General features: G+C 65.1%; 16 protein-coding genes. 11 read left to right on the top strand and 5 right to left on the bottom strand.

The features are described from left to right. Positions 1–27: 27 nt before the first annotated feature. From HOP03_14800 to HOP03_14810, 3 genes are all read right to left on the bottom strand, one after another. A complete protein-coding gene (locus HOP03_14800) occupies positions 28–474 on the bottom strand; it encodes a DUF2147 domain-containing protein (GenBank protein NOT89431.1) in 447 nt (148 codons plus the stop codon). A 92-nt stretch (positions 475–566) separates the two neighbouring features. Beyond that, positions 567–1007, bottom strand: coding sequence for a DUF2147 domain-containing protein (locus HOP03_14805; GenBank protein NOT89432.1), 441 nt, complete (start codon positions 1005–1007; stop codon positions 567–569). A 205-nt stretch (positions 1008–1212) separates the two neighbouring features. Continuing rightward, positions 1213–4095 carry a TonB-dependent receptor gene (locus tag HOP03_14810; protein ID NOT89433.1) on the bottom strand — a complete coding sequence of 961 codons (2883 nt, stop codon included), beginning with the start codon at positions 4093–4095 and terminating at the stop codon, positions 1213–1215. 230 nt (positions 4096–4325) lie between these two features. On the opposite strand from HOP03_14810, the gene apbC reads away from it, so the two are divergent. From apbC to HOP03_14825, 3 genes are all read left to right on the top strand, one after another. Next, on the top strand, positions 4326–5198 hold the full coding sequence (apbC, locus tag HOP03_14815; protein ID NOT89434.1) for an iron-sulfur cluster carrier protein ApbC: 873 nt from the start codon (positions 4326–4328) through the stop codon (positions 5196–5198). Positions 5199–5278: 80 nt separating this feature from the next. After that, positions 5279–5848: a dCTP deaminase gene (locus HOP03_14820; protein ID NOT89435.1), complete on the top strand. Its 570-nt coding sequence runs from the start codon at positions 5279–5281 to the stop codon at positions 5846–5848. Further along, entirely contained in the window at positions 5845–7602 is a 1758-nt protein-coding gene (locus tag HOP03_14825) for a tetratricopeptide repeat protein (protein NOT89436.1), read from the top strand. Before HOP03_14820 ends, HOP03_14825 begins: the two co-directional genes overlap by 4 nt. Before the next feature lie 69 nt (positions 7603–7671). Here HOP03_14825 and HOP03_14830 read toward each other — a convergent pair whose 3' ends face one another. Beyond that, on the bottom strand, positions 7672–9615 hold the full coding sequence (locus HOP03_14830) for a flotillin family protein (GenBank protein ID NOT89437.1): 1944 nt from the start codon (positions 9613–9615) through the stop codon (positions 7672–7674). A 467-nt stretch (positions 9616–10082) separates the two neighbouring features. On the opposite strand from HOP03_14830, the gene HOP03_14835 reads away from it, so the two are divergent. From HOP03_14835 to HOP03_14870, 8 genes are all read left to right on the top strand, one after another. Continuing rightward, the gene (locus tag HOP03_14835; GenBank protein NOT89438.1) at positions 10083–10628 is read left to right on the top strand and encodes a heme NO-binding domain-containing protein; all 546 of its coding nucleotides are present in this window, start codon (positions 10083–10085) and stop codon (positions 10626–10628) included. Positions 10629–10680: 52 nt separating this feature from the next. Then, on the top strand, positions 10681–13356 hold the full coding sequence (locus tag HOP03_14840; GenBank protein ID NOT89439.1) for a leucine--tRNA ligase: 2676 nt from the start codon (positions 10681–10683) through the stop codon (positions 13354–13356). Positions 13357–13404: 48 nt separating this feature from the next. After that, positions 13405–13956: a hypothetical protein gene (locus HOP03_14845; protein ID NOT89440.1), complete on the top strand. Its 552-nt coding sequence runs from the start codon at positions 13405–13407 to the stop codon at positions 13954–13956. Between the two features lie 33 nt (positions 13957–13989). After that, positions 13990–15048, top strand: coding sequence for a DNA polymerase III subunit delta (locus HOP03_14850; protein NOT89441.1), 1059 nt, complete (start codon positions 13990–13992; stop codon positions 15046–15048). Positions 15049–15053: 5 nt separating this feature from the next. After that, positions 15054–15725 carry a nicotinate-nucleotide adenylyltransferase gene (nadD, locus tag HOP03_14855; protein ID NOT89442.1) on the top strand — a complete coding sequence of 224 codons (672 nt, stop codon included), beginning with the start codon at positions 15054–15056 and terminating at the stop codon, positions 15723–15725. Positions 15726–15752: 27 nt separating this feature from the next. Continuing rightward, complete coding sequence (rsfS, locus tag HOP03_14860) at positions 15753–16154, top strand: ribosome silencing factor (GenBank protein NOT89443.1); 402 nt, start codon at positions 15753–15755, stop codon at positions 16152–16154. Positions 16155–16179: 25 nt separating this feature from the next. Further along, positions 16180–16650: a 23S rRNA (pseudouridine(1915)-N(3))-methyltransferase RlmH gene (gene rlmH / locus HOP03_14865; GenBank protein NOT89444.1), complete on the top strand. Its 471-nt coding sequence runs from the start codon at positions 16180–16182 to the stop codon at positions 16648–16650. A 334-nt stretch (positions 16651–16984) separates the two neighbouring features. After that, positions 16985–19039 carry a hypothetical protein gene (locus HOP03_14870; protein ID NOT89445.1) on the top strand — a complete coding sequence of 685 codons (2055 nt, stop codon included), beginning with the start codon at positions 16985–16987 and terminating at the stop codon, positions 19037–19039. 270 nt (positions 19040–19309) lie between these two features. On the opposite strand, the gene HOP03_14875 is transcribed toward HOP03_14870, so the two are convergent. Continuing rightward, complete coding sequence (locus HOP03_14875) at positions 19310–20380, bottom strand: alkene reductase (GenBank protein NOT89446.1); 1071 nt, start codon at positions 20378–20380, stop codon at positions 19310–19312. Positions 20381–20422: the final 42 nt, after the last annotated feature.

Genomic DNA, 20422 nt, shown 5'->3' on the forward strand with positions numbered 1-20422 from the left:
AACGGCCGGCGATTATCGCATGCGCCGCTACGGCGACTCCCGCAGCCAGGTCTGGGTGCGGCCGAGCAGGGACAGGCCGAGGAAACCGCGCACTTCAAGCTTCCTGCCGCCGGCGATGGGCGTCATCTTCACCGAGTATTCCTTGCCGTTCTCGGGATCGAGGATCCGGCCGCCGCCCCAGGCCTTGCCCTGCGGTTTCAGCCCCCAGGCGATGGTCATGCCGAGGATCGGCTGGTTGTGGCGCGCGCCGCTGCAGTCGTCGCAGAGCGGGTTCGGGCCGTCGCTGGTATCGATGAGTTGAACGATCTTCGCCGACAGCGTGCCGTTGCCGGCTGCGGAGACTTCGATCACCGCCTTGGGCTTGCCGGTGGCGTCGTCGATGCTGCGCCAGCGGCCGAGTGGGGTGTTCTGGGCATGGACACTCAGCGGCAACAGGCAAGACAAAGTGAAAACAGCGAGGGATCTGCGGATCATGGCGAGTGCGGCCGGTCTGGATGCGTGGAAATGAAAACGGCCCGCGAATCGTTTCCGATCACGGGCCGTAGGGACGACGCTTATGCGTTGGATCAGTTCTCGCGGGTCCAGACCTGCTTCTTGCAGATCGGACCGAGGCAGCCGGAAACCTCGAACTTGCTGCCGCCCGCCTGCAACTGGGCCTTGGATTTGTAGGTCTTGCCGTTGGTGAGTTTCAGCACCTGGCCGCCGGTGAAGCTGCCATTGGCGCCGGGCTTCTGACCCCACATGATGACCATGCCCTTGATCGGCTTGCCCTTCTTGTCGCCGCTGCATTCGGTACAGACCGCATTGGGCTGGAACAGCGTATCGACGACCTTGGCGGCGTAGGTACCGCCCTTGGCTTCGTAAACGTCGACGATGAGCCGGGCTTTGCCGGTTTCTTCATCGTAGGTTTTCCATTGGCCGACCGGTGAAGCGTTCTGGGCCGACGCGACGAACGCCGCGGCCAGCATCGGCAGCGCGAGCAGTGTCATGAGTGATTTGATGCGCATCTTTCCCCTCCCAGGGCGTGAATCGAGTTGTCGAGCCCGGCCTGGCGGGAGCCGCGCCGGGGCAGGTCTTTATACCGCATCCGGAGGGGTACGGATGCCGTCTGCCAGATGAATCAAGCGCGCGAGGCGGTCAGGCATCCGTGGGGCAAAAAAAGAGCCCGGCTTGTGCCGGGCTCTTCCGTGTTGCGGCTCGCGTGTTGGCGAATCAGAACTTGTAGCTCAGCTCGAGACCGATTTCGCGGCCGATGGCGCTGTAACCCTGCCAGAAATAGGGATAGGTGGTGAACGTCTGATCGCGCGGTGCGATGTGGTCGAACACATTGTTGATGTTCGCACGCACGTACAGGCTATCCGTGATTTCCTTGCCGACCGTCATGTTCCACAGGATGTTCGGACCGGTACGGCTCTCGATATTGCCGTTGACGACGTTCGCGTTGGAGGGCGTCCAGATCGGGAAGCTGCCCGTGCGTGTCATCAGCACGGTGGCATCCCAGTCGCCCCTGCTCCAACTGGTGGTCCAGCGGAGGCGGCTGCGATAGTCGGCGGTGGAGTTGAGGTCGCGGGTCTGCAGCACCGGATCGCCTTGGCTCGACTGCTGCGTCGATTCCAGTGTGTGCGACCAGGCGAGGCTGGTGTTGAAATTGCCGAAACGATCCGTGTTCAGCCGGTAGGCGACGGTCGCGTCGATGCCCTTCACACCCTGAAGCGCGAGGTTGATGGGACCGCTGCGAATCTCGGTGATCGCGTTCGTGTTCGGATCGCGGCTGATGCGCGCCAGGGTTTCGGCGCAGAAGGCCGAACCTGATGCGAACGGGTAGGGATCGCCGTTCGGGAAGAATCCGGTGTTGCAACCCAGTTCCGCCTGCAGGATCGACGTGCCGGACTGCACGGTCACGACGTCTTCGAGCTCGATGTTGTAATAGTCCGCCGTGACCGACAGCGAATCGGTGATATCCCATACCGCGCCTGCGGTCCACGACTTGCCGGTTTCCTCGCGCAGGCCGGGCTGGCCTTCGGAAGTGGTGAACGCCGAATAGTTGTAGGTGCCGCCTGCGCTGCTGCACACCGAGGGGCTGATGCCGGCCTGGAAGCAACGATAGAAGTCGGTGACCGTGCCGAAGCTGCCGCTGCGTTCCGAGAACACGTAATGCATGTCCGGCGCCTTGAAGCTGGTCGCGTAGTTGCCCCGGATCAGCAGGCTTTCGAACGGACGGAATTCGAGGCCCACGCCCCAGGTCTTGGCGTCGTCGACGTCGGTGATGTCGTCGTATTTGTCGTAACGGCCGGCGAGGCTCACATCGAGCATGCTGAATATCGGAATGCGGAGTTCGCCGCCCGCCGCATAACGCGCGCGCTTGCCGCCACCACCAGTGCCGGTGAGGTTATAGATTTCGCGTACGTTCGGGAAAATCCGCGGATCGCTCTTGAGATTGTAGGACTGGCGGCTGGCTTCCACCATGGCCGCGAATCCGATCGGACCGGCAGGCAATTCGAACAGATCGCCGCTCAGCACGAAGCTGGTCGACGCGTTTTCGGATTTGCCGTTGTACTTGACCATGGTCGACATCGAAGCGTAGTCGGCTTCGGAAATCGGGCCATAGAAATGATCGAGGTTCAGGCGATAGATCGGCAGGCCGTTCGGGATGCCGGCGATGCCGCTGGTGGTGCCGAGGCGTGGGCCGAGGAAATAGTTGGTGGCGCCGGTCACGGTCAGGCGCGGACGCTCGCGAAGCGCCTGGTACTTGGCGCCGCCGATGGTCCAATCCCAGTCGAAGCGATCGGCGATGGTGCCGCGCAGGCCCAAGGCCAGATCGTAGGAATTCTCTTCGAATTTCTGGAAGGTGCCCTCGCTCCCGCCATAGGTTTCGGGCGTCAGTGCACGGATCGGGAAGATGCGCATGCCGAACTGCGGATCGTAGAAACTGGCGCCCGGCTGCGGGCCACCCTGCCACTGTTCCACGCCGCCGCCCAGACGCGAGCGGGAATTGAAGGCCATGGCGCTGGCCCAGCCTTCCAGATTGTCGTTGAAGTTGTAGGTGCCGTAGACGTAACCGGACAGATCGTTGTTGCCGTTCAATACGGTTTGTTCGGCCGGGAAACGGTCGTAACCGCAGCCAGGACCGAAGGTGGCGCCGGTGGCGCTGCTGGTATAGGTGTGCGGACGGTAGAAATCGCTGGCGCTGCAGTCGCGACCCGGAGCCTGTACGTAGCTGATGGTCGCGCCGGTGCTGCTGAGGCGACGGATCTGGATGCCGATCGGCGGCTGATAGCCACCCACGCCCACAGCGCCGTTGACGCCGGGAGGCGCCGGATTGTCTTCGGCCGAATCCATGAAGTCGCGTTGATAGCCGAACAGCGGCTCCGAGTTGAAGGACTCGAACGCATACGTGACGCTCCAGTTGTCGCCGGATTTGCCGCCGATCCACTGCAAGTCGCCGATGTCGCGACCGCCCTGGGTGCTGGTCTGGCCCTTGATCTTGAGCAGGTTGCCTTCGTAGTTGGTCTTGAGCACCACGTTGATCACGCCCGCGACCGCGTCGGAACCGTAGATCGCCGAGGCGCCGCCGGCCAGGATTTCGATGCGCTGCACCGCCGCTGCCGGAATGCTGTTGAAGTTCTGGAAATTGCTGCGACCGTTGTACGGGAACGGATAGTCGTTCGCGCGACGACCGTTGACCAGCAACAGGGTGCGGCCCGGACCAAGGCCGCGCAGGTTGATTACGCTGGCGTTCGGCGTGAATCCGCCGGCAGCGTTGAAGTCGTTCTGGGCGAAGCCGGTGTTCGCACTGATGGTTTCCAGCGCGTCGTAAACGGTATTGAAGCCTTCGCGTTCGATCTGCTCAGAAGTGATGACCGTGACCGGCGATGGCCCTTCGACGTCGGCGCGCTTGATGCGACTGCCGATGACTTCGATACGGTCGAGATTCTGCGACTGCTGGCCGCTGGCCTGGCTGTCCTGCTGATCGTCTTCGTTGTTGGTGCCGGTATTGGTGTCCTGGGCGAGCGCCATGCCCGAGATCAGGAACGTCGCCAGGATGGCGGAGGTCAGTTGGCTGCGTCGCAGCCTGAGTTGTGTGCGAGAAGTCATGGATTTCCCCGGTTGCAAGTTATCAAGCGAATAGAGACGGCAGATGGTCCCCCCGTCGTCCGTGGCTGAACTTAACATGACTTTAACGACGCTGTCATGTGAATCGGGTAGGTGCAGGGCATGATTTCCGGCGCCGGCTTGATGTTTTCCCGAGTGCGTCCGGGAAGGGACAAGATCGGCACATCGGGCGCCGTCTGGCTACTGGCGGGCGGGGCGGACACAATGGCGGGATGAAGACGACCACCACGCTCAGAATTCCGCCGCACGCCGTCCAGCCGGAGCTGTCTCCCTTGCCCCGGATCCGCAACATCATCGCGATCGGGTCGGGCAAGGGCGGGGTCGGCAAATCGACCACGTCGGCCAACCTCGCCGTCGCCCTGGCCGATCTCGGGGCCCGGGTCGGCCTGCTGGATGCCGATATCTACGGCCCGAGCATCCCGACCATGCTGGGGTTGTCGGGCCGCCCGGACAGCCCCGACGGCAAGTCGATCGTCCCGATGCGGGCCCACGGGATCGAAACCATGTCGATCGGGTTCCTGGTCGAACAGGACACCCCGATGATCTGGCGCGGGCCGATGGCGACTTCGGCGTTGACCCAGTTGCTCAACGAGACCCGCTGGGGCGGCGACGACGGCGATGGTCTGGACATCCTCATCGTCGACCTGCCGCCGGGCACCGGCGATATCCAGCTGACCCTCGCCCAGAAGATCCCGGTCGCGGGTGCGGTGATCGTGACCACCCCGCAGGACGTGGCCACGCTCGACGCCCGCAAAGCGCTGAAGATGTTCGAAAAAGTCCATGTCCCCATATTGGGGCTGATCGAGAACATGGCCCAGCACGTGTGCTCGAACTGCGGGCACGTCGAGCATCTGTTCGGCAGCGGCGGCGGCGAGCGCATGGCCGCGCAGTACGGAGTCCCGCTGTTGGGTTCGCTGCCGTTGGAGATCGCGATCCGCGAACAGGGCGACGCCGGCACGCCGGTGGTCCGCGCTGCGCCCGCATCCGCAGCCGCGCAGGCCTATCGCGATGTCGCGCAGCGGCTGCTCGCCGAATTGGACAAACGTCCGCGCGTGAAGGCCGAAATCGGCGCGCAGCTCGTCTGAGCGGATGAACCGATGGCATCCCGTAGAATGCCGGCCCTGACAATGACTGAAAACGGGCCCCGTGGCCCCGGGACGAGTGCATGAGCATCAAGAGCGACCGCTGGATCCGCCGCATGGCCGAGCAACAGGGCATGATCGAGCCGTTCGAGCCCGGCCAGGTCAAACATGCCGCCGATGGCCATCGGATCGTCAGCTACGGCACCTCCAGCTACGGCTACGACGTGCGCTGCGCGCGCGAGTTCAAGATCTTCACCAACATCAACTCGACGATTGTCGACCCCAAGCACTTCGACAGCGGCAGTTTCGTCGACATCACCGCCGACGAATGCATCATCCCGCCGAACTCGTTCGCGCTGGCGCGAACGGTCGAATACTTCCGCATTCCGCGCGACACCCTGGTGGTCTGTCTAGGCAAAAGCACCTACGCGCGCTGCGGCATCATCGTCAACGTGACCCCGCTGGAACCCGAGTGGGAGGGACACGTCACCCTCGAGTTCAGCAATACCACGCCGTTGCCCGCGCGCATCTACGCCAACGAAGGCGTGGCCCAGATGCTGTTCTTCCAGTCGGATGAAGTCTGCGAAACCTCGTACAAGGATCGCGGCGGCAAATACCAGGGCCAGACCGGCGTGACGCTGCCGCGGACGTGAGTCCCGGAGCGATCCCGTTCGCCGACAGGCTCGCGCAGGTTTATGCGCTTCTGCAGCAGTCGCGCCTGCTGGAAGCGGAGCAGGCGCTGACGCTGCTGGCGCATCAGGCGCCGCAGGATCCCGCGCTGCATCGCGCCCGCGCGGTCGCGGCGCAGATGGGCGGCCGGATCGAGGCTGCGATCGATGCGATGCGGACGGCGGTGGAATTCGCTCCCGATGCCGCGGCATTGCGGATGGAGCTGGGGCAGTTGCTTGCTTCGGCGGTGCGGATCAACGAGGCGATCGTTGCCTTCCAACAGGCGGCCACGCTGCAGCCGGATCTGGTCGAAGCCTGGTATTTCATGGGCATGACCCTGTACGGCGCACGCCGCGACGCCGAAGCGCTGCCGGCGCTGGCGCGGGCGTTTGCGCTCGCGCCCGGGCAACCGCAGATCCTGCGCGCCTACGCCGAAACCGAATACGGCCTCGAGCATCATGCCGAAGCGCTCGCGCTGTACGAGCGTATCGCTGCATCCGGTCAGCCTCATGATCCGGGACTGCCGCTGCGGCTGTCGCAATGCCGGCGTCGGTTGGGCGAGCCGCAGGCGGCGCTGACCATCGTGCGCGCCGGCCTTGAACGTTTTCCCGATGACGCGCCGCTGTGGATGGAACTGGGATGGGTCGGGGAAGACCTCGGCGATGCGGCGCAGGCGCAGGATGCGTATGCGCGTGCGCACGCGCTGCAGCCGGAATGGGGCGATCCGCTCGCCGCCTCCATCGCGCTGCTGCGCGCGAACGCACCGGGCGCGCTCGTGCGCGACGCCGAAGCGATGCTCGCGCAGGCCAAAGTCCCCGAGCATGAGCAGGCCTATCTGCATCACGTGCTGGGCAAACGCGACGATGCGCGCGGTGCCTACGCCGATGCCGCCCGGCATTGGTCGGCGGCGAACGCGCTGCGGCGGCGCGTGGATGGGGGATTCGATCGCGTCGAGTATTCCGCGAAGATCGAGGCAGCCATCGGAACATTCACGCTGGATCTGCTGCGGTCGCGCAATGCCGATGCGCTGCACGACGAGCGTCCTGTCTTCGTGCTGGGCATGCCGCGCAGCGGAACGACGCTGGTCGAACAGATCCTCGCCGCGCATCCGCAGGTGCATGGCTGCGGCGAATTGACCGGCATCGTCGCGATCGCGCAGGAAGCATTCGAGCGCACCGGGCTGCGCTGGCCGCAGGATGCCGCCCGTTTCGAAACCGAATGGTTGCGCCAATGCGCCGTCGATTATCTGGATGCTGCCGCGAAACCGGCGCCCGGCGATACGAAACGCCTGGTCGACAAACAACCCTACAATTTCCTGCATATCGGACTGATCGCGATGCTGTTCGCGGACGCGCGCATCGTCTGGTGCCGGCGCGATCCGCGCGATGTCGCACTGTCGATCTTCAGCGAAAGCTTTTCGCCGCTGTCCAGCTATGCCACCGATCTCGACGATATCCGTTTCTTCATCGACGGACAGGAACGCCTGATGCGCCACTGGCAGTCGGTGTCGCCATTGTCGATCCTCGAAGTGCACTATGAGGACGTCGTCGCCGATACCGAAACGCAGGCGCGCCGGTTGATCGATTTCGCGGGATTGCCGTGGGATGCAGCGTGTCTGGCGTTCCACCGCAGCGGCCGCTCGGTGCAGACGCTCAGCCGCTGGCAGGTACGCCAGCCGGTGCATACGCGTTCGGTCGGCCGCTGGCGCAATTATCCGCAGTGGTTCGGCGAAGCCTGACGGGTCTGGAGAGTACCGTCGAGATGAAAAAACGCCGCCCGGGCAAGGGGCGGCGTTCCGCATGACGGGTTACGACGCGCCCGTGATGTTCTCCGGCGCTTCGATGGTCTGCGCCAGTTCCTTGGCTTTGAGCGAGCCCATCAACGACAGCAGTGTGTTGAACGCATTGCCGCCATCGCCACCGAGCTGGATCTGCGGCACCAGCGGCACGCGCGACGTCTCGAAGGCTTCGGCGATGCGCAACATCACCGTCTGCATCAATTGCTTGTCGGCGCCTTCGCCCTCCAGCGCTTCGGATTTCGCCTTGATCGCGGAGGCTTCGGCCTCGCCGACCGCCTTGATCGCCGACGCACGGCCGCTGCCTTCCATTTCCTGCTTGAAGCGTTCGGCCTGCGCCAGCGCTTCGATTTCCTGCCGGCGCTTCTCGGCCGCCTTCACCGCCGCGGAACCCATGTTTTCCTTGATCGAGATGTCGACCAGCGAAGCGGTGAGTTCCTTCTGTTTGGACGCACGCTGCTCGGCTTCGTTCAGTTCTCGCTGCTTGTCCGCGGCGATCTGCTTCTGGGCGAAGGTTTCCACCTGCTCGCGGGCGATCTGGCGGTCGCGCAACTGCGCCATGATGTACTCGATCTGGGTGTCGCCCTGCTGCGGCTTCGGCGTGCCGATCAGCACTTCCTGGAATTCCAGCGAGTAGGCGAGGAAGCGCGTCTTCATGTCGACCGATGCCTGGGTCTGCAGCTCGCTGCGCGACTGGATCAGTTCGATGAAGGTCTTGGTCTGCGAGATGTTCTTGAAGTACGAGGACACCATCGGGTCGAGCGTCTGCTCGACCAGCTGGGCGACGTTGCCGAAGCGTTGGATCACCAGCGGCGCCTTGCGGTAGTCGATGTGCACGACCACCGACAGCGGCAGATTGGGCTCGAACGCGTCCTTGGTGATCAGCGTGATCTCGCGGAGGTTGGAATCGAAGCGCGAGCCGCTTTCGCCGGATTTCCACATCAGCACGAAGTTGGTGGTCGGCACCAGCTCGATCTTGCCCGCGTAGGTGTTGAACGCGTATTTGCCGGGCATCAGCGGGTCCTGCCAGACGCCGCGACAGCCGTTCTGGACCAGTTCGCCGTGGCTGTAGTCCTTGCCGGTGATGTCCTCGCCCTTGCCGCCGGTGTAGGACACGACCACGCCGACGTGGCCGACCGGGATGATCGTCTTCTTGATGAATTCGACGGTCGCGAACAAACGGTTGATGTAGTACGTGCCTTCGACCAGTACGCGTTCCTGTCGACCGCGCTTGCCGCCTGCGGCGAGGAATTTCTCGGGCTCCTGGAACGAGTTGTGGTCGTCGCCGACATCGGGCGCCAGCAGTTCGTCCTTCGGAAGGCCGGGGCCGTCCATCACGGTGACGATGGCGAGCTGGTCGGATTCGTGCGCGCCGGCGTCTTCCTTGATCACCACCGGCACGAACGCCGAGCGCATGTCGAGCACATCGCGCATCTTGGCGTAGTAGGCCTGTTCGTCGCTGGCGAGGGTGAGCGAGTAGGTGGCTTCCTCGGTCATGACCACGAACATCACCGGGTTGATGATGTGGGTACCTTCGCGCAGGACCTTGCGCTGCGGGCCTTTCTGCCCGTTGGCGGTCAGGAATGCGCGCACATCGCGGAAATCCGAAGCGAGCGCGTTGTCGGCGAGGGTCTGGCCGGCGGGCAGGTCGTGACCGTCGCGTGCGAACACGTAGCCGATCTTGCCCTGGGTGACCGAGACCATCGGATGGATGTGCACGCGATACTGGAACGGGAAGAAGAAATGGAAGCCGCCGCGCAGGAGGTCGGGCTGGTAGCCGGCTTCGCCGCCTAGGGCGAGCAGGCCGCTCTGCACGGAGCCGGATGCGCTCCACAGCTTTTCGACGACGCCGATCTTGTCGTTCGGGATGTATCGGATGACGCCGGAGAAATACAGCAGTGCGCCGATCGCGCACAAGGAAGCCAAAACGATGCCGGCCGCGAACAGCCAGCTCATATCAGAGGAGGTGCTGAACATGGATATGTTTCCTGGGAATAAGAGATGCGCGTTCGGCAGGCACGTCCGGAAGCTGGTTTCGACGTCGGCAGAGATGTCGCAACGGACACCGACGGACAGCAGCTTGATGTGTAAAGACGTTGGAGACGTGGCCGGAGAAAGGGATGAAACGCCGAACGGCATGCGCATTATGCGCTTTTCCAAGGGCGTGGGTGGGCCTGGGGTGGTACTCCGAGGGCGGTGCGGGATACCTCAATCGAAACAAGCACATGCCGATCCGCGACCGCGGAAAGGCGACGGCGGAGGTCGCTGACGGAGGCGCTGGCGCGAGGGCGGCTTGCGGCCCGGCCCGGAATGTGTGATTAATTGACGCCATCAATCAACAAGGACGTCCTCGGCCCCGGTCGATGCGGGTCGCCGTCACAGCGAGCCGACACCCGGGGGGAACGGAGGCCGCATGGGGGAGCATGTACGGAGTCATCTTCGATTTTCTGCGCAGCTATGTCATCGAGCGCCATGGCGGCCGGGCCACATGGGACGCGCTGCTGGCCGAGGCCGGCATCGGCTACAAGGTCTACTTCCCGGTGGCCCAGTATCCCGACGAGGAAATGGTCACGCTGGCGACCACCGCCGCGCGGATGCTCAACGTGCCGATCACTGCGGTGCTCGAGGATTTCGGCCAATTCGTCGGACCTTCGCTCGTCACGTATTACGAGATGTTCGTCAGGCCGGAATGGAAGACCTTCGATGTGCTGGAGAACGCCAGCTCGAAGATCCACGACGCGATCCACCGCCACAACCCCAGGCGGAATCCGCCGAAACTCATCGCGAGCCGGACCGGCGAACACCAGATGGTGTTGACCTACCAGTCGGATCGCAAGCTGTGTTTCGTCGCCAAGGGCATCATCTTCGGCTTGTCGAAGAAATACGGCGAAGACATCCAGGTCCGCGAGACGCAGTGCATGCATTCGGGCGCGGAACGCTGCCGTTTCGAGATCGAAAGGCGCGAGTGAGCTCGGCATGAGGGGGCCGGAACTCCTGCGGATCATGTAAGGTAGCGGGCCCATGTCGCCCGCCGCCCCCACCGTGTCCGCAGAACCCGCCGCCTACGATCCCGCCGCCCTTCAGACCGCTGCCCAGGCCTTCTGGCGCGACACGCGCGCCTTCGAGATCGCCGAGCATTCGGACAAGCCGAAGTATTTCTGCCTGTCGATGCTGCCGTACCCGTCGGGTGCGCTGCACATGGGCCATGTGCGCAACTACACGATCGGCGACGTGATCAGCCGCTTCCGGCGGATGACCGGGCACAACGTGCTGCAGCCGATGGGCTGGGACGCCTTCGGCCTGCCGGCCGAGAACGCCGCGATCAAGAACAAGACCGCACCGGCGAAGTGGACCTACGCCAACATCGACCATATGCGCGGTCAATTGCAGGCGCTGGGCTACGCGATCGACTGGTCGCGCGAATTCGCCACCTGCCGCCCGGACTACTACGTCCACGAGCAGCGCATGTTCACCCGGCTGATGAAGAAAGGCCTGGTCTATCGCAAGAATTCGGTCGTGAACTGGGACCCGGTCGACCAGACCGTGCTGGCCAACGAGCAGGTGATCGACGGCCGCGGCTGGCGCTCCGGCGCTGTCGTCGAAAAGCGCGAAATTCCGCAGTGGTTCCTGAAGATCACCGCCTACGCGCAGGAACTGCTGGACGGCCTGGATACGCTGCCGGGCTGGCCGGATTCGGTCAAGACCATGCAGCGCAACTGGATCGGTCGCAGCGAGGGGTTGGAGTTCTCGTTCGATGTGGCCGGCAGCGACGAAAAGCTGTCGGTGTACACCACCCGCCCCGACACCCTGATGGGCGTGACCTTCGTGAGCATCGCCGCCGAGCATCCGCTCGCCGCGCGCGCCGCCGAAGGCAATCCCGGACTGGCCGCCTTCATCGCCGATCTGCGCAAGGGCGGTGTGTCCGAGGCCGAACTGGAAACCCAGGAAAAGCGCGGAATGGCCACCGGCCTGTTCGCGGTGCACCCGGTCAGCGGCGAACAGATGCCGATCTGGGTCGCCAACTTCGTGTTGATGGGCTACGGCACCGGCGCGGTGATGGCGGTTCCGGGCCACGACCAGCGCGATTTCGAATTCGCGACCAAGTATTCGCTGCCGATCCAGCAGGCCATCGGCGTGCGATCGTCGCTGCCGCCGCATCTGCTGCCGGAAGCACTGCAGTACGACGCCACGCAGTGGAAAGACTGGTACGGCGACAAGACCCGCGACGATCTGATGTGCGTGAATTCTGGCGAACTCGACGGCATGGGCTACCCGCAGGCCTTCGAGCATCTGGTCGCGAAGTTCGAGCGCGAAGGCCGCGGCGAGCGCCGCATCAATTTTCGTATCCGCGACTGGGGCGTCAGCCGCCAGCGCTACTGGGGCTGCCCGATCCCGGTGATCTATTGCCCGACCTGCGATGCGGTGCCGGTGCCGGAAGACCAGTTGCCGGTCGTGCTGCCCGAGAACGTGGAAGACGCCTTCGCCGCCGGCGTGGTGCTGTCGCCGATCAAGGCCGATCCGGAGTGGCGCAAGACCACCTGCCCGCAGTGCGGCGGCGCTGCCGAGCGCGAGACCGACACCTTCGATACCTTCATGGAGTCGAGCTGGTACTACGCGCGCTACACATCGCCGGGCGCGACCGACATGGTCGACGAGCGCGCGAAATACTGGACCCCGGTCGACCAGTACATCGGCGGCATCGAGCACGCGATCCTGCACCTGCTGTACTTCCGCTTCTATCACAAGCTGCTGCGCGACGAAGGCCTGGTGGACAGCGACGAGCCGGCGATCAATCTGCTTTGCCAGGGCATGGTGATCGCCGAGACGTTCTATCGCGAAAACGCGAACGGCTCGAAAGAATGGTTCAACCCGGCGGATGTCGATGTCATCCGCGACGAGAAGGGTCGCATCACCGGTGCCGCGCTGCGCGAGGATGGCCGGCCGGTGCACATCGGCGGCGTCGAAAAGATGGCGAAGTCGAAGAACAACGGCGTCGATCCGCAAGCGATGGTCGACAAATACGGCGCCGACACCGTGCGCCTGTTCTCGATGTTCGCCGCGCCGCCGGAACAGTCGCTGGAGTGGAACGAGGCCGGTGTCGAAGGCATGTCGCGCTTCCTGCGCCGGTTCTGGCGCGAGGTGACCACCCACGCGCTGCAACCGGACCATCCGCAGGTCGATGCTTCGCAGTTGAACGCCACGCAGAAAACGATGCGCCGGCAACTGCACGAGACGGTCCAGAAAGTCGCCGACGACTACGGCCGCCGCTACAGTTTCAACACTGCGATCGCCGCGCTGATGGAACTGCTCAATCATGTCTCGAAGTTCGACGACATGAGCGAACAGGGCCGGGCGGTGCGTCATGAGACGCTGCAGACGATGGTGCTGCTGTTGAACCCGGTCACCCCGCACATCAGCCACCATCTGTGGCAGGTGCTGGGCAACGCCGAAACGCTGCTCGAAGACCTGCCGTTCCCGCAGGCCGATCCGGCCGCGCTCGCCCGCGATGCGGTGACGTTGGCGGTGCAGGTCAACGGCAAGCTGCGCGGGACGATCGAGGTCGGCGTGCAGACGCCGCGAGAGACGATCGAAGCCGCCGCGCTGGCCGAGCCCAATGTCGTCAAGTTCATGGACGGGATGACCGTGAAGAAGGTGATCGTCGTGCCGGGCAAGATCGTGAACATCGTGGCTGCCTGAACCGTACCGCTGCTTGCCCGTCGCTTCCGCCTCCGCCAGACTGCGCCCATGAAAAGTTTCCGCTCCGTCATCGTCCTGTCGTTGCTGCTGCCGCTGGCCGGCTGTGGCTTCCAACTCCGCAATGCGCTGGTGTTGCCGCCCGATATGGGCCCGGTCGCGGTGACCGCACGCGACCCCTACAGCCCGCTCGCCGATGCGCTGGCGCGTTCGCTGGAGCGCGCAGGCGCCACGCCAGCGGCGGCCGATGCGGTGCAGACGTCGACCAGGCTGGAAATCCTGTCCGAGAAATGGGTCGACCTGCCGATCGCGGTCGACACCCTTGGACGCGCGCAGGAGTACAGCCTGCGCTACGCGGTGGTCTTCCAATTGCGCAAGCCGGGCGCCGCGATGGCCGATGACGGTACCTCCGAAGACCGCATGCTGGTGCCGCAACAGGCTGTGGAGCTGTCCCGCGACTACATCGCGCCGGCCAGCGACTCGATCGGCCGCAACAGCGAACGCGAGCTGCTGGGGAGCGAAATGCGCAAGGACATGAACGCCGCGATCCTGCGCCGGATCGACGCCGCACTGCGCACCACCAAGGCTGCGACAGCGCCCTGAGCGGGCGATCGCCGTGGCTCGCACGACACCGCAATGGAACTGACCCCGGAACGTCTCGCCGCGCAACTCGCCGGTGAGCCGCTGCGGCCGGCCTATCTGATCGCCGGCCCGGAAACCCTGCGGGTACTGGAAGCCGCCGACGCCGTGCGCGCGCAGGCGCGCGCCGAGGGCATCGGCGAGCGCGAAGTGTTCGACGCCGACGGCCGCGATTTCGACTGGAACCAGCTTGCGCAAAGCGTCAACGCGCCCAGTCTGTTCGCGTCGCGCCGGGTGCTGGAAGTACGGCTGCCGTCGGCCAAGCCGGGCAAGGACGGCGCCGAATTCATCTCGGAGTTCTGTGCGCATCCGCCAAACGACGTGGTCCTGCTCATCACCGGCGAGGACTGGAGCCGCCAGCACGGCGGCAAGTGGAGCGAAGCCATCGCGCGCGTCGGCCACCACGCCATCGCCTGGGCCCTGAAACCGCATGAAATGCCCGAGTGGGTCGAGCGCCGCTTGCGCGCGCGTGGCCTGCGCGCCGACCGCGACGCGGTCGAGCGGCTGGTCGAACGTGTCGAGGGCAATCTGCTCGCCGCCGCACAGGAAATCGACAAGCTCGCGCTGCTGTCCGACGGCGAATCGATCGATCTGGCGCGGATGGAATCCTATGTCGCGGATGCCGCGCGCTTCGATATCTTCAGGCTGCTCGACGCCACCCTCAACGGCCAACCGGCACAGGCGCTGCGGATGCTCCACGGGCTGCGTGCGGAAGGCGAGGCGGTGCCGGCGCTGATGGGCATGCTGGTCATGGAACTGCAGCGCGCCGCCGCGCTGGCGCGGGTGCAGGCCAAGGGCGGCAACCTGGCCGCCGAATTCAAGGCGCAGCGTGTGTGGGACGCCAAGCAGGCGGTCTACCGCCGTGCGCTGCAGCGCCACGATGCCGCGCGCTGGGAGCGTTTCGTGGTCGAGGCCGGGCGCGTCGACCGCATCGCCAAGGGCCGCCCGCGCATCGGCGAGGAACCGGCCGATGCCTGGCTGGCGCTGGAACGCCTGCTGCTGGCCGTCGCCGATGCGCGCGGGAGTTCGCTGCTGTCGACGCGGGCGGTGGGCTGATGTCGCTGCCCCTGCGCGCGTTCTATGGTGGCACCTTCGATCCGGTGCACAACGGCCATCTCGCGATTGCGCTTGCCGCGCGCGAAACACTCGGCACCACGATCTGGATGATGCCCGCCGCGGATCCGCCGCATCGCGATGCTCCGGGCGCAGACGCCGGGGATCGCGCGGCGATGCTGGAGCTGGCGATCCAGGGACTGGCCGGACTGCGCGTGGACCGCCGCGAACTGCAGCGCGACACCCCCAGCTACACCATCGACACGCTGCGCGAATTGCGCGCGAAGCATGGCGATGCCGCGCCGCTGGCGTTCCTGATCGGCGCCGACAGCCTGCATGGCCTGGCGACCTGGAAAGAGCCCGAGGCATTGCTCGCCGGTGCGCACTGGGTCGTGGCCGAACGTCCCGGCAGTGCGCTGGACGAACACTTGCCGCCCGAGGTCGCCCGATTGGTCGGTGCGCGCTGGACCCTGAACGCGGCAGCGCTGCGCGAGAGCCCGGGCGGCAAGGTGCTGCGTCTGCGCCAACCGCCGCACGGTGAATCCGCGACCCAGATCCGGCGCCGGATCGCCGCTGGCGAGACCTGGCACCACCTGCTGCCGCTCGCGGTGTCGCGCTACATCGTCGAGCACGGCCTGTATGGCGCCACATCCCGGCCCGCTGTGGCGCCGGGGGTATAATTCCGGCATTCCAAGCGAGGATCGCTCTTGTCAAACTCGAAAAACGCGCACGTGATCAAAACCGTGCTGCCCAACCCGGCGCCGTCGGCCGAAGCGCTGCTGCGCCAGGTCCGCCTGGCATTGGAAGACCTCAAGGCCAAGGACGCCATCGAGATCGATGTCCGCGGCAAGACCAGCGTCTGCGATTACATGGTCATCGCGTCCGGCACCTCCACCCGTCACGTGAAGTCGATCGCCGACGAAGCCGTGCGCAAAGTCAAAGAGCTCGATGTCATGCCGCTCGGCGTCGAAGGCGAGCGTGAGGCCGAATGGGTGCTGGTCGACCTCGGCGACGTCGTGCTCCATGTGATGCTGCCGCGCGTCCGCGAGTTCTACGCGCTGGAGCGGCTGTGGACGGTGGGCGATCAGCCGCCGGGCGCCGAAGACTGACCGGCCCGACGCCACCCGCGCGTCGATGAAAGCCCGCCTCATCGCTGTCGGAGAGCGCGCACCCGCCTGGGTCGCGCAGGGTTTCAGCGAATATCAGAAGCGGTTGTCGCACTGGCTCCCGCTGGAGCTGATCGAAATCGAACCCGGTCTGCGCGGCAAAGGTCGCGACGCCGTGCGCGCGACCGCCGATGAAGGCGCCCGGGTGATGTCTGCACTGCCGAAGTCGGCGTGCATCGTCGCTCTGGACGGTCGCGGCAGGATGCACAGCTCCGAACAGCTCGCCCAGCGGTTGGAACACTGGCGCGGCGGCGGTCGCGATCTCGCCTTCCTGATCGGCGGTCCGGAAGGGCACGCGCCGGAGGTGCTGGCCCGCGCGGACGAATCCTGGTCGCTCGGCCCGTTGACCCTGCCGCATATGCTGGTGCGCTTGGTGTTGGCCGAACAGCTCTACCGTGCCGCCGCGCTGCTGGCGAACCACCCTTACCACCGCGCCTGATACGCGCGAGGCGGCGGAATGCGGCGCATGCGGGCGATGGAATGCTGCGCATTCGGCGGTTCCGATGCTTCGATCGACGCATTATCCGGCTTCGCGATGGCCCGAAAAATGTGAGCAAGCTCAAAAAAAGCCGGAAAAACAACGACTAAGCGTCTATCGAGGACCACCGTCACGGTTTATTCCCGACGAGCTTGCATAGTTCGTGGGCGTTCCGGCACCCGGCATCCCGTCGTCAACGCCTTGCAGGCCGGCACCGACTGCCTTGCAAGCCCATCCCCCATCGGCACTCTCACCGGTTCGCGTTCCCCCGCGCGACCGTGCAGCAGGAGATCCAATGCAAAGGCTTTACCCGTCCGTTTCCGTTTCCCTGGCCCTCGGCCGGTTCCTCGGCAAGTCCGTTCCGCTCCTTGCCCTCACGTTCGCGCTGGCCGCCTGCGACAGCAGCAATACACAGGTTCGGGTGTCGAGCCGTCCAGCAAAACAACCGGTCCAGGGCGAACCGCGCGATGGCGCTCTTGCGCAGTCGCGACAGACACCTCCGGTCGCGTCCGTCGCCCCATCCGCCGCGCCGCCGCTCACCACGAGCGCGGTCGGTACTGCGGTCAGCCCACGCGTCTCCAAACCGCTGATGCCCGCCGCCGAAACCATCGGCGTGGTCGATGTCCGCCTGCATCCGATCGAAGGCGTCGCCGCCGGCACTTCGCAGCTGGTGACCTTCGGTATTCCGTTTCCGCGCGATTCGATCACCGTCGCCGGTCTGTCGAAGCTGCGGGTGCTGAATGCCAAGGGTATCGAAATTCCGGCCCATGTCGAACAGCTCACCCCGTGGCGGCACATCAATACCCCCGCGCTCGACGGTACCTCGGTGCGCGTCGCGCGCGTGCAGATCCGCTACACCTTCACTGCGATCTATCCGAACTTCGAGACCGTGCGCATCGAATGGGGCTACAGCAACCGCACCCAGTCGCTGGCCACGCTGGAGAATCCGCGCAACGGTTGGCAGCCGGTCACGACCGGCAGCTTCGTCGCCGGCGACGGGGTGTCCGAGCCCAAGGTCTACGCGGTGCTCCCGTCGGCGACGCTGAGCAAGGGCGTGCTGAAAATCGGCCCGATGCGTTCGTTCGCGCAGGAGATCGCCGCTACCCGCGACTCACCGACATTGATGGACGCCACCGAGCATTACCCCGAGTTCAACGAACAGATGTACGGCGCGAAGAATTTCTTCTATGCGCACATCAACGAGGACGATCCGCTCGTCACCGCCGCCAATCAGATCCCCTACAAATCCGCTGAAGGCGAGCCCTGGCTGTACGACCGCGTGTCCGCGTTCTACGGCCTGTATTTCCGCAGCGGTTTCTTCAAGGTGCTGCGCGAATCGGTGCGCGCCTCCGAGTATTACCGGGTCAACCTGTATCCGCAGGGCACCACGCCGGACAGCGCGGTCGGTGCGTTCAAGCTCAAGAATCCGAGTCCATCCGCGTATATCGGCGCCAACGGCGCGATGTACAGCTATCCGGAGGGACTGGCCTATACGCATTGGCTGACCGGAGACGATCTGTCGAAGGACGGCGCCAAACTGGCGGCGAAAGCGCAGCAGGACGCCAACGATGAACCCGACCGCTGGTCGACGACCAGCAGTTACACGGAGCGTCATATCGGCATCAAGCTCTCGGGCCTCGTCATCGGCTACGAACTGTTCGGCGACGTGCCGTACAAGACCGGCGCCAGCCAGACCTATCGCGAGCGGGTCGTCACCCTCACCACCAATCTGATCTGGCACCAGAACGGCGGCGGCGGTGCATTGCCGGCGAACCGCGTGGATGGTGGACTGTGGAAGTACGGCGGCCAGGAAGGCAACGGCCCGCCCGGCACCACCAACCTGTTGGTGAGTTTCTGGCAGACGCCTTTCGTGATCGATCCGATGGTGCGCGCCTATGTGCTGACCGACAACATCGAGATCGCGCATTTCATCCGCCGCACCGGCAACGCGCTGAAGTTCGCCGGGAAGTCCTACACGCCCGCGCAGCGCGATTACTTCACCGATGCGCCGGAAAACCTGCGTCTGGTCGACTACGTCACCTTCATCGACGGATCGACCTATGCCGCCGACGGCGTCGGGCCGGAACACGTGCTGTCCGTGGCTGGCGCGATGGCGTGGGCGTATTACTTCAGCAAAGTCACGCAGCAGCAGGACGACACGCTGAAGCAGGCCGCGAACGAGCTGTATCGCACCTACGATTACGAATTGAACGAATGGATCCGTCCGGCAGGGCCGGCCAGCGGGCTCAGCGCGTACCGCAACAATCCGCCGCGCCGCTACAACTGGACCTACAAGTCCACCGGCAGTCTGTCCTGGTGTCTGTCGGAAGTGCGCTGGGTGCGGGACTGACGCCGCGGATGCGGCGCCAGCCCGGCGCCGCTTGGTTGGGTGTTGAAAAACGCACTCCGTGTGCGTTTGACTCGCCGCATCCGCGCGGCTCGCCCCTTCGGGGTCAGCTTCGCTGTTCGCGCCGGCTCCTGCCGGCGCAGTCAATCGCAAGTCCGGCACATGTCCGGACTTGCTCACGACGAATCAACCGCTTGCGCGCTTGTTTCGTCGTGGCGGCCATCCATGGCCGCCCTGACAGGCTGTCTTCAACAGTCTGTCTCCAACAGCCTGTTAGCCCGCGAAGCGCGGGTAGTCGGTGTAGCCCTTCGCGTCCCAGGTGTAGAACGTGCTGCGGTCGGCTTCGGCCAGTGGTGCGCCTGCGCGCAGGCGCTCGGGCAGATCGGGGTTGGCGATGAAAGGCACGCCGAACGCGACCGCATCGAGTTTGCCGTCGGCGATCGCGCTATCGGCTTCCTCGGCGCTGTAGCCCATGTTGCCGATCAGCACACCCTTGAAGGTTTCGCGTGCGGGCGTCATCGCGTCGCCGTGCTGCTGGCCGAGGAAATCGCCGCGCATCACGTGCCAGTAGGCGAGATCGAAATCGTTGAGCCGCTGCCCGAGCCAGCGCACGAGACCGATCGGATCGCTGTCGCGCATGTCGTTGTAACTGTTGAGCGGCGAGACGCGCAGGCCGACACGGCCGCTGCCCCAGACGCCGCAGACCGTTTCCAGCACGTCGAGCAGCAGCCGCGCGCGCTGTTCGACCGGGCCGCCATACGGACCGCTGCGCCGGTTCGAGCCGTCGCGCAGGAACTCGTCCAACAGGTAGCCGTTCGCGCCGTGCACTTCCACGCCGTCGAATCCGGCGGCCTTCGCATTGCGTGCCGCATGCGCGAAGCCGGCGACGATGTCCGGCAGTTCGTCGTCGGTCAGCGCGCGCGGCACGACGTAATCGACTTTGCCTTTCGGCGTGTACACCTGATCGTTGCCGATGGCGATGGCGCTGGGCGCCACCGGTTGCGCATCATCGTTGAGATCGGGATGGCAGGCGCGCCCACCGTGCCAGAGCTGCAATGCGATGCGCCCGCCCGCAGCGTGCACGGCGCCGGTGACGCGCTTCCAACCGGCGACCTGCGCCTCGCTGTGGATGCCCGGTTCGCGCCAGAACGCGGAGTTGCCCGGCATCGCCATCGTCGCTTCGGCGATGATCAGACCGGCGCTGGCGCGCTGTGCGTAGTATTCGGCCATCAGCGGCCCGGGCACGTGATCGTCTTCGGCGCGACAGCGCGTCAGCGGTGCCATCAGGATACGGTTGGGCAGGGCGAGATCGCCGGCCTGCAGCGGTGCGAAGAGATGCTTCATCGGAGTGCTCGTGTGAGGGCCGACGAGTGTCGCAGGTGGCTG

The sequence above is a fragment of the Lysobacter sp. genome (assembly GCA_013141175.1).
Lineage (GTDB): Bacteria > Pseudomonadota > Gammaproteobacteria > Xanthomonadales > Xanthomonadaceae > Lysobacter_I.